Origin of the sequence: Campylobacter ureolyticus ACS-301-V-Sch3b (assembly GCF_000413435.1) — a bacterium.
In the GTDB taxonomy this organism is placed as follows: Bacteria; Campylobacterota; Campylobacteria; order Campylobacterales; family Campylobacteraceae; genus Campylobacter_B; species Campylobacter_B ureolyticus_A.
The window spans coordinates 304,675-319,597 of record NZ_KE340327.1 but is presented as its reverse complement, the minus strand read 5'-3'; the positions used below and the strand labels follow the sequence as shown (position 1 = coordinate 319,597).

General features: G+C 29.6%; 14 protein-coding genes and 1 tRNA gene. 14 read left to right on the top strand and 1 reads right to left on the bottom strand.

Annotated elements, in window-relative coordinates:
* Nucleotides 1–140: 140 nt before the first annotated feature.
* The 10 genes from gyrA (at nt 141) to HMPREF9309_RS06695 (ending at nt 10,864) form a co-directional block, all read left to right on the top strand.
* Nucleotides 141–2,726 (top strand): DNA gyrase subunit A, encoded by a 2,586-nt coding sequence (gene gyrA / locus HMPREF9309_RS06740; RefSeq protein WP_016647179.1) that lies wholly within the window; start codon nt 141–143, stop codon nt 2,724–2,726.
* The gene (locus tag HMPREF9309_RS06735) at nt 2,719–3,750 is read left to right on the top strand and encodes an aspartate-semialdehyde dehydrogenase (RefSeq protein WP_016647178.1); all 1,032 of its coding nucleotides are present in this window, start codon (nt 2,719–2,721) and stop codon (nt 3,748–3,750) included. The genes gyrA and HMPREF9309_RS06735 overlap by 8 nt, the downstream gene beginning before the upstream one ends.
* Nucleotides 3,729–4,469, top strand: a complete 741-nt coding sequence (locus HMPREF9309_RS06730; protein ID WP_016647177.1) for a hypothetical protein — start codon at nt 3,729–3,731, stop codon at nt 4,467–4,469. Before HMPREF9309_RS06735 ends, HMPREF9309_RS06730 begins: the two co-directional genes overlap by 22 nt.
* 21 nt (nt 4,470–4,490) lie before the next feature.
* Entirely contained in the window at nt 4,491–5,513 is a 1,023-nt protein-coding gene (hemE, locus tag HMPREF9309_RS06725; RefSeq protein WP_016647176.1) for a uroporphyrinogen decarboxylase, read from the top strand.
* A gap of 12 nt (nt 5,514–5,525) precedes the next feature.
* Nucleotides 5,526–6,827 (top strand): SH3 domain-containing C40 family peptidase, encoded by a 1,302-nt coding sequence (locus HMPREF9309_RS06720; protein WP_016647175.1) that lies wholly within the window; start codon nt 5,526–5,528, stop codon nt 6,825–6,827.
* 159 nt (nt 6,828–6,986) lie between these two features.
* A complete protein-coding gene (locus tag HMPREF9309_RS06715) occupies nt 6,987–7,388 on the top strand; it encodes a hypothetical protein (RefSeq protein WP_034907908.1) in 402 nt (133 codons plus the stop codon).
* Nucleotides 7,385–9,019 (top strand): FAD-binding oxidoreductase, encoded by a 1,635-nt coding sequence (locus tag HMPREF9309_RS06710; protein WP_016647173.1) that lies wholly within the window; start codon nt 7,385–7,387, stop codon nt 9,017–9,019. The genes HMPREF9309_RS06715 and HMPREF9309_RS06710 overlap by 4 nt, the downstream gene beginning before the upstream one ends.
* Nucleotides 9,003–9,359, top strand: coding sequence for a c-type cytochrome (locus tag HMPREF9309_RS06705; RefSeq protein WP_016647172.1), 357 nt, complete (start codon nt 9,003–9,005; stop codon nt 9,357–9,359). The genes HMPREF9309_RS06710 and HMPREF9309_RS06705 overlap by 17 nt, the downstream gene beginning before the upstream one ends.
* Nucleotides 9,360–9,434: 75 nt before the next feature.
* Nucleotides 9,435–10,217 carry a patatin-like phospholipase family protein gene (locus HMPREF9309_RS06700; RefSeq protein ID WP_016647171.1) on the top strand — a complete coding sequence of 261 codons (783 nt, stop codon included), beginning with the start codon at nt 9,435–9,437 and terminating at the stop codon, nt 10,215–10,217.
* An 8-nt stretch (nt 10,218–10,225) separates the two neighbouring features.
* Complete coding sequence (locus HMPREF9309_RS06695) at nt 10,226–10,864, top strand: HAD family hydrolase (protein WP_016647170.1); 639 nt, start codon at nt 10,226–10,228, stop codon at nt 10,862–10,864.
* Between the two features lie 31 nt (nt 10,865–10,895).
* Here the strand turns inward: HMPREF9309_RS06695 and HMPREF9309_RS06690 are convergent, their stop codons facing one another.
* Nucleotides 10,896–11,387: a CreA family protein gene (locus HMPREF9309_RS06690; protein WP_016647169.1), complete on the bottom strand. Its 492-nt coding sequence runs from the start codon at nt 11,385–11,387 to the stop codon at nt 10,896–10,898.
* Nucleotides 11,388–11,491: 104 nt separating this feature from the next.
* On the opposite strand from HMPREF9309_RS06690, the gene HMPREF9309_RS06685 reads away from it, so the two are divergent.
* The 4 genes from HMPREF9309_RS06685 (at nt 11,492) to HMPREF9309_RS06670 (ending at nt 14,860) form a co-directional block, all read left to right on the top strand.
* Nucleotides 11,492–12,421: an aspartate carbamoyltransferase catalytic subunit gene (locus HMPREF9309_RS06685; RefSeq protein WP_016647168.1), complete on the top strand. Its 930-nt coding sequence runs from the start codon at nt 11,492–11,494 to the stop codon at nt 12,419–12,421.
* A complete protein-coding gene (locus HMPREF9309_RS06680; protein ID WP_016647167.1) occupies nt 12,418–13,698 on the top strand; it encodes a dihydroorotase in 1,281 nt (426 codons plus the stop codon). Before HMPREF9309_RS06685 ends, HMPREF9309_RS06680 begins: the two co-directional genes overlap by 4 nt.
* A gap of 137 nt (nt 13,699–13,835) precedes the next feature.
* Nucleotides 13,836–13,910 (top strand) — tRNA-Asn (locus tag HMPREF9309_RS06675).
* A 689-nt stretch (nt 13,911–14,599) separates the two neighbouring features.
* Nucleotides 14,600–14,860 carry a C1 domain-containing protein gene (locus tag HMPREF9309_RS06670; protein WP_016647166.1) on the top strand — a complete coding sequence of 87 codons (261 nt, stop codon included), beginning with the start codon at nt 14,600–14,602 and terminating at the stop codon, nt 14,858–14,860.
* Nucleotides 14,861–14,923: the final 63 nt, after the last annotated feature.

Sequence of the window (14,923 nt, the reverse complement as noted above, 5' to 3'; positions counted from 1 at the left end):
TTAAATTTAATAAACAATTGCTTATTAGCTAAACAAGCAAAAATACGAAATCCAGTTATAAATCAGTTTTGAAAATGACTAATTTTTGGATATAATGTCTAGTATTTTTGAAAAATAAATGTGTAAATATAAGGAATTTTATGGAAAATAATCTTTTTGATGAAAATGTCGAGATAATAGATGTTGAGGATTCGATAAAGACTAGCTATCTTGATTATTCTATGAGTGTTATCATAGGTAGAGCTTTACCTGATGCAAGAGATGGGCTTAAACCAGTTCATAGAAGGATACTTTATGCTATGAATGACTTGGGTGTTGGAAGTAGAAGCCCATATAAAAAATCAGCCCGTATCGTAGGAGATGTTATTGGTAAGTACCACCCACATGGTGATACTGCAGTTTATGATGCATTAGTTAGAATGGCTCAGCCTTTTAGTATGAGAATAACAACTGTCGATGGACAAGGAAACTTTGGTTCTGTTGATGGTGATCCTGCTGCTGCTATGCGTTATACAGAAGCTAGAATGACAAATTTAGCAGAAGAGCTTTTAAAAGACTTAGATAAAGAAACTGTTGATTTTACACCAAATTATGATGGAAGCATGAGTGAGCCAGATGTTTTACCTGCACGCGTTCCAAATTTGTTATTAAATGGCTCAAGCGGAATCGCAGTTGGAATGGCTACAAACATCCCTCCGCACAGCCTTGATGAGCTTGTTGATGGACTTTTGGTTTTACTTGATAATAAAGATGCAACACTAAAAGAGTTAATGCACCACATTAAAGGACCAGATTTTCCAACAGGTGGTGTTATATTTGGTAAAAAAGGCATTATTGAAGCGTATGAAACAGGTCGCGGACGAATTAAAATAAGAGCAAAAACTCATATTGAAAAGAAAAATAATAAAGATATTATCGTTGTTGATGAACTTCCTTATCAAGTAAATAAAGCAAATTTAATAGAAAAAATAGCAAATTTAGTAAAAGATAAAGAAATTGATGGAATTAGCGAAGTAAGAGATGAAAGCGATAGAGAAGGTATGCGTATGGTAATTGAGCTAAAACGCGATGCCATGAGTGATATTGTCTTAAATCATCTTTTTAAATCAACCATGATGGAGACAACTTTTGGTGTTATAATGCTTGCCATTGATAACAAAGAGCCAAAAGTTTTCACACTAAAAGAGCTTTTACAACTTTTCCTAAATCATAGAAAAACTGTTGTTATAAGAAGAACTATATTTGATCTTCAAAAAGCAAGAGCTAGAGCTCATATTTTAGAAGGTTTAAAAATAGCCCTTGATAACATAGATGAAGTAATTGAACTTATTAAAAATAGTGCAGATACCAGCTCAGCAAGAGATGGATTAATGAGTAAATTTGGACTAAGTGAGCTTCAATCAAACGCTATTTTGGATATGAGACTTAGTAAGCTTACTGGACTAGAGAGAGAAAAACTAGAAACTGAGTTAAGAGAAATTTTAGAATTAATTGAAAATTTGGAAAAAATATTAAAAAGCGAAGAGCTTATTGAAGGCATTATAAAAGATGAGTTATTAGAAATAAAAGATAAATTTAAGTGCCCAAGAATTACTGAAATAGTTGATGATTATGATGATATTGATATAGAAGACTTAATACCAAATGAAAATATGGTTGTAACCATAACTCACCGCGGATACATAAAAAGAGTTCCAAGTAAAACCTACGAAAAACAAAAACGAGGTGGAAAAGGAAGAGTTGCATTAACTACTTATGATGATGATTTTATAGAGAATTTCTTTATCTGCGATACTCACGATACGCTTATGTTTATAACAGATAAAGGACAGCTTTATTGGTTAAAAGTTTATAAAATTCCAGAAGGAAGCAGAACTGCAAAAGGAAAAGCAGTTGTAAATTTAATAGATCTTGCACCTGATGAGCAGATTATGGCTATCATCCCAACAACTGATTTTGCTGATAATAAATTCTTAACAATATTTACTAAAAATGGAATTGTAAAAAGAACAAAACTAAGTGAATATGCAAACATAAGAAGTGTTGGAATAAAAGCTATAAATTTAGATGATAATGATACTGTAGTAACATCTTTAATTATAGAAAAAGGCGAGCTTGATACAGATGATGATGAAATCATTGATGATGAAAATATAGATGATGAAGTAGTAGATGAGATAGAAGATGAAAGCGAAGTCGCACCACATGGTCAAATGCTTTTGGTTGCTACTAAAAAGGGAATGTGTATTAAATTTAATGTAACTGATGTTAGAGAAACTGGAAGAGTTACAAGAGGTGTTACTGCAATTAAATTTAAAGAAAAAGATGATAGTGTAATAGGTGCTGCAGTGCTACAAACAAATGATCAAGAAATTTTAAGTGTTGCAAGTAAAGGCATTGGCAAACGAACCACAGCTGAAGAGTACAGACTTCAAAAAAGAGCTGGAAAAGGTGTTATTTGTATGAGACTTACAAATAAAACAGGCGATTTAGTTGGCATTGTCATAGTTGATGATGAGATGGATTTAATGGCCTTAACAACTAGTGGTAAGATGATTAGAGTGGATATGCAAAGCATTAGAAAAGCAGGTCGAAATACAAGTGGCGTAAAAGTTGTAAATGTTGATGGAGAAGAGGTTGTAAATATTGCAATTTGTCCAAAAATAGAAGATGAAGAAACCAGTGAAGAGTCAGATCAGTTAAATTTAGGAGAATCCGATGAGTAAAGAGCGTTTTAATGTTGCAGTTGTAGGAGCTACAGGTGCGGTTGGAGAAGAAATTTTACTAATACTTGAGGAGATGAATTTTCCTATTAATGAATTACTTTTACTTGCAAGTTCAAGAAGTGCTGGGGAAAGGCTAGAGTTTTGCGGTAAAGAGTATGTTGTAAAAGAGCTTACTGAAACTATTTTTGATGAGCATGATGTTGATATTGCATTTTTTTGTGCAGGCGGTTCGGTATCAGCTCATTTTGCTAAATTTGCAACTCAAAGTGGAGCTTTGGTGATTGATAACACAAGTCATTTTAGAATGGAACCAAATGTTCCTTTAGTTGTGCCTGAGTGTAATCCAAAAGATATAAATTTATGGCAAAATACAGGAATTATTGCAAATCCAAACTGCTCAACAATACAAATGGTGCAGGTTTTAAAACCACTTGATGATATTTTTAATATTTTAAGAGTTGATGTAAGTACATATCAAGCAGCAAGTGGAGCAGGAAAAGAAGGAATGGAAGAGCTTGTTAATGAAATGCAAGCGTTTTTTGCTTTTAAGCTTGATGAGTTTGAAAATAAAGTTTTTCCACACCAACTTGCTTTAAATGTAATTCCTCATATTGATGTATTTTTGGAAAATGACTACACAAAAGAAGAGATGAAAATGGTAAATGAAACTAGTAAAATACTTCATAAAAATATTCCACTTTCAGCAACTTGCGTTAGAGTGCCAGTTTTAAGAAGTCATAGTGAGGCAATTACTATTAAATTTGAAAGAAATTTTGAAGTTGAAGAAGTTAGAGAAATTTTAAGAAATGCTCCAAGTATAAAGCTTATTGACGATGTTAAAAATAACTCTTATCCAATGCCAACTATTTCTACAAATACTGATTATACTTATGTCGGTAGGATTAGAAAAGATAATTTTGATGAAAAAATACTTCATCTTTTTTGTGTAGCTGATCAAGTAAGAGTTGGCGCTGCTACAAATGCTGTGAGAATTGCACTTAAATGGATAGATTATCAAAGATAAATTATGAAATTTATAAGCCTAGTGGAAATCCCACGGCTTTAATTTATATTAAATCTAGTCAAAAACTTGATAAAAGTTTAAATGATTTGATTATGCAAAAACACCCATTTGTTGAACAAGTGGGTTTTGTTGATGATGATTTTAACCTTTACATGGCAGGTGGTGAGCGCTGTATAAATGCCATAAGGTGTGCAGGGCTTTTTTATATGGATAAATTTAGTCTTGATGAGATTAAGGTTAAAAATTTAGGTGAAGTTTTTAAATGTGGCAAGGATGAGTTTGGCATTTTTACAATTTCAAATTTTAGTGATAAATTTGATATAAAAAAGCTAAATGATTTTGAATATTTAGTAAATTTAGATGGTATTACTCATATTATAAATTTAGAAAATTTAGAGTTTAAAAGTGATGATGAATATAAAAAATTTGGCTTTGAAAAGATAAAAAGTTTAAATTTGACTAACCTTAAAGCAAGTGGTTTTATAAATGTAAAAGATGAAGTTTTAAAACCTGTTGTTTTTGTAAGAGATATTAATACTTTATTTTATGAAAGTGCTTGTGCAAGTGGGAGTTTGGCAGCTTCAGTTGTTTTAAATTTAATTAATCACAAAATTTTTTTTAAGCTTGTTCAACCAAGCAATAAACCACTTTTTGTTGAAATTTACAAAGAATTTGATAAATTTATTAGCTTTAAAATAAGCGGAGAAATTTTAAAATAAAATCAAATAAAAGGATAAATAATGATATTTGTAGATGCGTGTTTAAAAAAAGAAGTTCCTTATACTCCAGTTTGGATGATGAGGCAAGCGGGGAGATATCTACCTGAATATAGAGCAGTTAGAAAAGATGCAGGTGGTTTTATAAGTTTATGTAAAAATCCAAAAAAAGCAAGTGAGGTTACACTTCAACCAGTTGATATAGTTGGTGTTGATGCCGCTATTTTATTTAGTGATATTTTGGTTGTTCCTATGGAAATGGGAATGGATTTAGAATTTATAGTTGGTCGCGGTCCAGTTTTTAGTGATCCAGTTGTTTGTGAAGAGGATTTAAAAAAGCTAGATATCCAAAAAGCTGTTAAAAATCTAGATTATGTTTATGAAACTATTAAAATCACTAGAGAAAAACTTGCAAAAGACAAAGCATTAATTGGTTTTTGTGGGGCACCTTGGACTGTTGCAACATATATGATAGAGGGTGGAAGCACAAAAAACTATGCAAAATGTAAAAAACTTTTATATCAAAATCCTGAATTTTTACATCAGATTTTAAGCAAAGTTACACAAGCAACTAAAATTTATCTTGAAAATCAAATAAAAGCTGGCGTTAATGCTGTTCAAATTTTTGATAGCTGGGCAAGTGCGTTAGAAAAAGATGTTTATTTTGATTTTAGTTGGAAATATATTTTAGAAATTGTTGATTACTTAAAGGCAAAATATCCTGAAATTCCAATTATTGTTTTTCCAAAAGGTATTAGTGCATATTTAGATAAAATTGATGGAAATTTCGATGTTTTTGGAGTTGATTGGAGTACTCCTTTAGCTCTTGCAAGAGATATTTTAAGCCATAAATATACACTTCAAGGAAATATGGAGCCTTGCCGTCTTTATAGTAAAGATGCTATTAAAGAAAGCGTTGAAAAGATAGTAAAAACAATGAAAGGAAAATCTCATATTTTTAACTTAGGACATGGAATTTTACCTGACATTCCAGTTGAAAATGCAAAATATTTTATAAATTTAGTTCACGAGCTATCGGCCAAATAAAGATATTTTACAATGGTTTTGAGGTGGTTTTTAAGCTTAGTTTTAGTTTTATTTTTTGCTGGTTGTGCCACTAAAAATGAAGTAATAAACCAAAATCAAAAATATGAAATTTTAAAGCTTGAATTTCCTCAAAACTCTAAAATTCTACCAAAAGTTAAAAATCCTAAACTTTTTGATAAAGGACCATTTTTAGAGCGTTTTTTTAGAGTTTGGGATTTTAGTCAAGAAAACAGACCCAAAATTTCTAAAAAAGAGGCTTTTTGGGCGTTAAATGCATATAAAAACACAAAACATAAAAAATATTATTCACCAAGTAGAAGAGTTTATGATGATAAATTCTTTGATGAAATTTATGAAAATGCAAATACTAATAAATTTGGTGAGTTATTTCTTCCTGCAATTACTTTAAAAAATACTTTTTTAAGAAATGCTCCAACAAATGAACCAATTTTCACAAGCTTTAAAGATGCAGGCGAGGGCTATCCGTTTGATTATTTTGCAAACTCAACTTTAGGAGTTAATTACCCAGTTTTAATTTCTCATTTTAGTAAAAACAGAGATTTTGTTTTTGTACAAACTGACTCTGCTTGGGGTTGGATAGATGCAAGAGATATAAAAATTTTATCGCAAAATGAAACAAATTTAATAAAAAATTCTAAATTTATAACTATTTTAGAGGATAAAATACCACTTTTTAATTTAAATAATAAGTTTTTATTAAATGCAAGAGTTGGGACACTTTTAATGCTTCATAGATATGACGATAAGTATTATTATGGTGAAATTTTCACAAAACATGGTTTAGAAAATTATAAAATTTCTAAAAAAAGTGCTTCTAAATTTCCTGCTGCTTTAAATGATGAAAATGTTAAAAAAGTAATAAATAGTATTTTGGGTGAGCCTTATGGTTGGGGTGGGTTTGGATATTATAGAGATTGTTCACTTTTTACAAAAGATGTTATGACATCTTTTGGCGTATGGCTTGGAAGAAACTCAAAAGCCCAAACTGTCGGGCATAAAAGCATAGATTTAAGTTTTTTAAGCAGTGATGAAAAGCTTGAAACAATAAAACAAAATGCTACGCCATATCTAGCTCTTATTTATATGCCAGGGCACATTATGCTTTATAGTGGTATTATAAATGGTGAAGTTAGTGTTATTCATAATGTTTGGGGCTTAAAAACAGTAGATAATGGACGAGCTTTAATTGGTCAAACTGCAATCACATCTTTAAAAATAGGTCAAAATAATCCAAATATTATGCAAAGCAACTTACTTTTAAATAAAATCACAAAACTTATTTTACTTGATTAAAAATTTTAAAATTTCTAATAATTATAATTTTTTTATGAATATATTTTAAAATATTAATCTATCTTTAAAAAAAATATCTAATTTTTAATTTCTATTTTAAATTTTTATTTGATTTGATAAAATAACTTTTAAGTTACATTATCATATAAAAGGAGTTAAATGATGAGTGAAATTTCAAGAAGAGATTTTTTAAAAACTGGCGTTTTATCTACTTTTTTTCTTTCTAATTACTCTTTTGCTGATTCTTTTAAATTTGAAGATAAGAATTTCTTAATCTATGATGAAAATTTAAAAATAAGCAAAAACTATGCATTTACTTTTGTAAATAAAGAAAAACTAAGGATAAATCAAGATGTAAGTGAGATTTATTTTGATTTAAAAGATAAATTTAAAAATGACTTTATCTCATCTGGCATAACATCAAAAGAAACTTTTTTTGTTATTAAGAATATAGCAAAAGATTTTTACTATCAAAGTAAAGAAAAAGTTTTAGATGATGGTTTGATATCTTGGATTTTATTTCCAAGCAGTAATCTAAATATAAAAAGGAGTTTAGCATGATTTTACCAAATGGTGTAAGTGTTGAAAATTTTAAAAAAGCTGTAAAAAAATTTAAAGAAATTGTAGGCGAAGATAATGTTATAGATAATCAAAAAGATATATATTTGTATAGAGATGCTTATTCTCCTGAATGGGATGAAGAAACTGAGCCAATCCCATCACTAGCAATAACTCCTAAAACTGCCGAAGAGGTAAGTAAAATTGTTAAAGTAGCAAATGAGTTTAAAACACCACTTTTTCCTATCTCAACAGGCAAAAATTTAGGCTATGGCTCTTCAGCCCCAAATAACCGTGGTGATATAGTAATTGACTTAAAAAGAATGAATAAAATCATAGAAGTTGATGATAAGAGAAATTTCTGTATTTTAGAACCAGGTGTTAGTTATTTTGACTTTTATAAATACTGCGAAGATAATAACTTAAATGTTTTTATGGATATGCCAGATCCTGGTTGGGGAAGTCCTGTTGGAAATGCACTTGATCATGGTTGGGGATATACTTATGGAATGTATAGAGATCATTTTGGAGCACATTGCGGAATGGAAGTTGTTTTAGCAAATGGTGAGATAATGCGAACTGGCATGGGAGCTTTACCTGGAGCTAAAACTTTTGCTGAAAACAAATATGGATATGGTGCTTACTTAGATGGTCTTTTTGCTCAATCAAATTTTGGAATCGTTACAAAAATGGGCTTTTGGCTTATGCCTAAACCTGAGTATTACGCACTTTACTCATTGGAAGCTAAAAAAAGAGATGACTTAATAAAAATAGTTGAGATATTAAACTATTTGGAAGATTCTTTTATTATCGGTTGGCCACTTTATAGAAGTCCTTTAAATCCACCTCATGGTAAAGAGATGAATGCTGAGTTAAAATCATATCTAACCTCAAATGGTGGCAAACCAGATCTTGAAAAAATTCAAAACTACGCGTTAAATAATAAAATTCCTTACTGGCAAATTGATATCCCAATTTATGGAAACAAAGAATCAGTTAGAGCAAATGCCAACTATATAAAAAGTAGATTTGATGAAGTTGAGGGTTCAAATTTCAAGCTCGTTCAAGAGTTTTCACTTCCTTTAAGCAAAGATGATATTAGTAAAATGAAACATAAAATTTCCCTTGGAATTCCAAATATGGAGATTTTTTGGCTTAGTACAAGAGGAGAAAGTTTAGAGCCTCAAGATGGGCATGTGTGGTTTTCGCCAATTATACCAAGAGATGGAAAAGAGCTTTTAAAATGTCAAGAGGTATATATAGATGTTTTTCACGAGCTTGGCATGCCTTCGCCGATTACACCATTTTCACATCCTAGAAGCTGGATGTATAGAGCGTTTTGTTTTATGCTAAATTTTGGAAACTCAAGAACAGATATTGAGCATAATAAAAATTTAAGAAAAGCTTATAGAAAGATGATTGAAGTTGCTGCAGAAAATGGCTGGGGAGATTATAGGGCTGCTCCAACTTTTCAAGATGATGTTTATAATGTATATTCTTTTAATAACCATATATTAAAAAGATTTACACAAGAGTTAAAAGACGCAATAGATCCAAATGGGATAATTGCACCAGGAAGAGGTGGAATTTGGCCAAAACATTTAAGAGGAAAAAAAGATGAAAAACTTAGTTAAGATTGTGATTTTTATAGGAATTGTTTGTTTTATAAATTTAAATGCTAAAGAAAAAGATGCTTTAAGTGGTGGCGTTGAGGCAAAGATGCCAAAAACAGGAGAAGAAATTTATAATTATTGGTGTCTTCCATGTCATGGGGCAAATATGCCAGGAACAAATGCATTACAAGTATTATATCAAGGTTCAATTCCTGCTGAATTAACAAAAAGAGATGATTTAAATCCTGAGTTGATTGAGTTTTTTGTAAGAGAGGGAAAGCATAGTATGCCTTTTTTTAGAAAAGTTGAGATAAATGATGAGGAACTAAAAGCTTTAGGTAAGTACTTATCAAAAGAGTAATTAAAATGCCCAAATTTTTGGGCATTTGTTTAAAAACAATCTGTAAAATTAAGCATTTAAATAAAAGGCTTAATTTTGGATATAAACTTATCACTTTCAGGCGGAGCCGCAAGAGGCGCATATCATTTAGGCGTTCTTCAAAAACTTGATGAAATTGGCGTTTATGTAAAGCGCATTAGTGGGGCAAGTATAGGATCATTTGTAGCTGTGGCGTATGCAAGTGGATTTAAACCGCTTGAAATTTTAGAAATTATTAAAACTAATGAGTTTAAAAGCGCATTTAGTTTAAATTTAGACTTTAAAAGCTTTGCAAAAATTAAGCTTAACAACAAAATTATACAAAATTTGCTTAAATTTGAACGCTTAGAAGACCTTAAAATTCCTGTTTATTTATCGGCACTTGATTTAAAAAGTGGTGAGATAATTTACTTTAATAAAGGCGATACTTTAAAAATAGTTTTGGGAAGTTGTGCATTAATACCTATCTTTGAAGCGGTAAAATATGATAACTATTTTTTAGCAGATGGTGGATTTAAAGACAATCTCCCAACAAAACCTTTTGAAAAATTTAAAGAAAAAACCGTAGCTGTTGATTTACAGCCAATTTCAAATTTGATAAATAAATATGATATCTCACTTCCTTTTAAAAAACCAAAATTTAAAGATGATTTTAATCTAATAACTGGCGTAAATAGAGCCTTAAGAGTTATGCTTAGTCCCCAAAAGCCAAAAATATCAAAAGATACAATTTACATTTCATCAAATTTGATTAAAAAATATTCACTTTTTAGTTTTAAAAACTTTGATGAGCTTTTTGAACTTGGTTATAATAGTGTTGATGAAGAAAAATTTAGATAAGGAAAATTATGACTTTAACAGTTTTTGATCTTGATAAAACACTAATTAATGGTGATAGTTATGATTTGTGGCACGAATTTTTACTTGAAAAAGGTATTTTAAAAGATGATTTTATAAGAGAAAATCAAAAAATGATAGAGCTTTATGATGAAGGAAAGCTTAATATGGAAGAGTATTTGAAATTTTCAATAACTTCACTAAAAAGCCTTAGTTTGGATGAAATTTCAAACTTAATACCTGAGTTTTTAGAAACTAAAATTAAACCTATTATTTATAATGAAGCTAAAATTTGGATAAAAACTCTAACTCCAAATTTGATAATTTCAGCAACACCATCTTATATAGTAAATCCAGTTTCAAAATACCTTGGAGTAAAAGAGGCAATTGGCGTAAATCTAGTGGTTAAAAACTCTCATTATACAGATGAGTTTATACCTCCTTTAAGTTTTCAAGAGGGCAAAGTTGAGGCTTTAAAAATTTATTTAAAAAACAAAAATTTAAATCCACAAAAAATAGTTTTTTATACAGATTCGATAAATGATCTTGCAATGTGTGAGTTTGCACACTCTACAAACTGTATAAACCCTGATGATAAGTTAAGAAAAATAGCACTTGAAAAAGGTTGGAATATTATAAATTTAAAATAAAAAATTTACTTAAAATCTTAGCAAATTTCAATTATTTTATAAACTCGCACACATTTCCAACTGCTTGGTTGCATGGAACTACCGAAATTGAGTTATTAGGAGATCCATCAACTAACTTATCAGAGTAGGCTAGATAAATTATTGCATTATCTTTTTCATCATACATTCTTACAACTTGCGTTTTTTTAAATAAAACTGAACTTCGTTTTTTAAAAATATTTTCTTTGTCTTTTGAGATATCTTCTTTTATGGTAATCTTTTTTGCAGTTTGCACACATGAAACTGAGGCATTGCTAGTATCTTCTTCAAGTCCTACTATTTCGCTTGCTCCACCTTTTTTAGCGTAAGATAAAAAACAAGTTATTCCATCTATTTTTGGATCTTTTACAGATATTATCTCTATCCTATCATTTTTACCAAGCAGTTTCCAAGCCGTATTTACCGAGTCTATTTTGTTTATAGCATCATCATTTGCAAGCAAATTTAATGTTAAAATAGAAAGTATTAAAAATATGTTTTTCATTTTTTTCCTTTTTAAAAAGTATTAAAATTTTATCTTAAAAAGTTAAATTTTCAAATTTTAAGGAAAAATTTGCTATCATAAATTCCCGAAAATGGAGAAACACAATGAATTACACACGAAAAGACTTACTTGGACTTAGGGATTTAAGCGTCGATGAGATGAGCTGTTTTTTAAACTTAGCTAAAAAATACAAAGCTCTAAACAATAGTGATATTAAAAAAAGTGATGCTTTGCGTGGCAAAACTGTGATAAACGCTTTTTTTGAAAACTCAACTAGAACTAGAATTTCTTTTGAAACTGCTGCTAAAAGACTTGGTGCTGATGCTATAAATTTTTCAGCTGCAAGTAGTAGTACAAAAAAAGGCGAAACTTTAATGGATACCATCAATAACCTAGAAGCCATGAAAACTGATATTTTTGTCCTTAGACATTTTTCCTCAGGGGCTGCATCATTTATCGCAAAACACACAACTTCATCAGTTGTAAATGCAGGCGATGGGTTAAATGAACATCCTTCTCAAGGACTTTTAGATATTTTTACCATAATGGAACATAAAGGTGATTTAAAAAATCTTAAAATTTCTATTATAGGCGATATCGAGCATAGCAGGGTTGCAAGAAGTGATATTTGGGCAATGAGTAAATTTGGTGCTAAATTAACACTTTTTGGACCACCAATGATGATGCCACTTGGCGTAGAGGCTTTTGGTTGCAAGGTAGCAAAAGATATGGAAGAAGCAGTTGATGGAGCTGATGTTATTATAATGCTTAGAGTTCAGCTTGAAAGACAAAACGCTTCAACACCTTTTCCAAGCAACCGTGAATATAGTAAATTTTTTGGACTTACAAAGGCAAGAGTTCTTTTAGCAAATGATCCTTTAATAATGCATCCAGGTCCTATAAATAGAGGCGTTGAAGTAAATTCAGATGTACTTGAAGGGGATTTTAATATGGTATTTAACCAAGTTGAAAATGGAGTTGCTGTAAGAATGGCTATTTTAGATATTTTAAACTCAAATAGGAGAAAAGCGTGAAAACTCTAATAAAAAATGGTCTTATAATAAATCATGATAGTTCAAAAAAAGCAAATATTTTAATAGAAAATGATAAAATTGTAAAAATAACTGATGAAATTTTAGAAGCTGATAAGATAATAGATGCTAAAAATATGCTTGTAATGCCAGGTTTAATTGACATGCATGTGCACTTTCGAGATCCTGGATATGAGTATAAAGATGATATTAATTCAGGAAGCGAGTGTGCAGTTGCAGGTGGTGTGACAACTGCACTTCCTATGGCAAATACAAATCCAGTAAATGATAATGCTGCCATCACAAGAGATATGATACAAAAAGCTAAAAGAAGAGGACTTATAGATCTTTTGCCAATTGGCGCTATTTCAAAAAGCCTAAAAGGTGAGGGCATAACTGAGATGGGTGATATGATAAGTGCTGGGGCTGTGGCGTTTAGTGATGACGGGCTTCCAGTAAGTTCTAGTGATGTCATGCGTGCAGCACTTGAGTATTCAAAGCATTTTGGATCGTTTGTTATAAGTCATTGTGAAGACTGTTCAATGTGTAGAAGTGGTGTAATGCATGAGGGAAAAGTTTCAGCAATTCTAGGCTTAAAAGGTATGGCAAGAGAAAAAGAAGAGATTATGGCAAGTCGTGATATGCTTTTAGCAAAGTTAACAGGCGGGCATATTCATATTGCACATGTTAGCTCAGAGTATTCACTAAAACTTATAAAAAGAGCAAAAGAAGATGGTATAAATGTAACTTGTGAGGCTACACCGCATCATTTTAGCTTTACAGATGAGTGCTTAATGGACTATAATACAAATTTTAAAATGTCTCCACCTTTAAGAGAAGAAAGTGATAAACTTGCTATTAGAAAGGCCTTAAAAGATGGGCTTATAGATGTCATCGCAACAGATCATGCACCGCATAATGTAGATGATAAATTTACAGAATTTGACAAAGCGAGTTTTGGAATTTTAGGACTTCAAACACTTATACCGCTTACTTTAAAACTTGTTGAAGAAGATGTTATAGATTTAAACGATATGGTAAGGCTAACTTCTTTTAATCCTGCTAAAATTTTAAATTTAAAAAACAAAGGTGAGATCAAAGAGGGATTTTTAGCTGATATTACTATAATAGATCCAAACTTAGAGTATATGTATGATGAGTTTTTAAATAAATCAAAGTCTTTAAATTCCCCACTTCTTGGTAAAAAACTAAAAGGCATAGCTTTTATAACCATAAAAAGTGGAAAAATAGTGTGGGAATATCCAGATTTTATAGCTTAAATTTAGATATTTTTATAAATTTATGTAAATTTGCAGATTTTTTATAAAATTTTGCAAATTTACTTGACAAAGAAATTTTTTTGTATTATAATTACAACTCTTTTTTACAGAGTTTTAGTTTAAAACTTCTACTTTATTCCGGATTAGCTCAGCGGTAGAGTAGGCGGCTGTTAACCGCTTGGTCGCTGGTTCGAATCCAGCATCCGGAGCCATTAAGAAAACTTTAAGTTTACTTTCCCTATATATTGTTATTCTACTAATCAAAATCTTTAAGAATTAGTTCCATAATCTTACCAATAATTTTACTATCAAGTCAATAAAAAAATACCATTAAATTCATTTAAGTGTGAATAATTTAAATTTGTAAAATATTAAATAATTTAGTTATAAAAAATGACTAAAATTATAAAAACAAAAAAATGATATATTTTAGAATAATTCTTAATAGTAACTCTTATATAAAAACTTTGTAATTATAATATAGATAGTAAAATTATATATTTTTTATTCTCATTATTATTATAATTAGGATAAAACACTATTTTATCTGAATGAATAATTTTCTCTAATTATTTAAATTTTTATTTTATTTTTTTTAAATATCATGCTTATGAATATCACCGCGTTTCAAGTAAATACACTAATGAATAAAAGAATAAAAGATGAAATATTTCAATTTTATAAAATAGTTTAAATTTATTGTTTATGGTATTTTGATTTGACTTCCCATGAAGCTGAGTCTCAGCTAGTATGTTATTGTCTTTTTAAAATTTTAGTCTATATATGGCTTATTTTTTCATAGAAAAAAGTAAAGTTAGCAGGTGAAAAGTAACTAACTAATAACTAAAAATATTTATAATTTTAAAAGTTGTAAATTTGCTGCATAAAAAAGGAAAAACAAATGGGATTTTTTTATAAAAAATGTGAAGTTTGTGGAAATAAAATGAGTATATTAAAAATATTTTTAAAAAATCCTACTACATTAGAATGTAAAAATTGCAAAACTAAATATCAGGCGAAAGAGACTGGATTATATACGGCAATTAATTTTTTGCTTGAAAATTTAGGTGTTTTTATAATTCTTTTTTTTATCCGCTTATACTACTTGTTTATATTGATAGTGAAATTTATAAACTTGATGCTGGGTTGTTTTTTGGATTAATGGTGTTTTTATGGTTAATTTTTTGTTTTATATTTTTGTTTTTCTACCTTTTAGTTATATCAA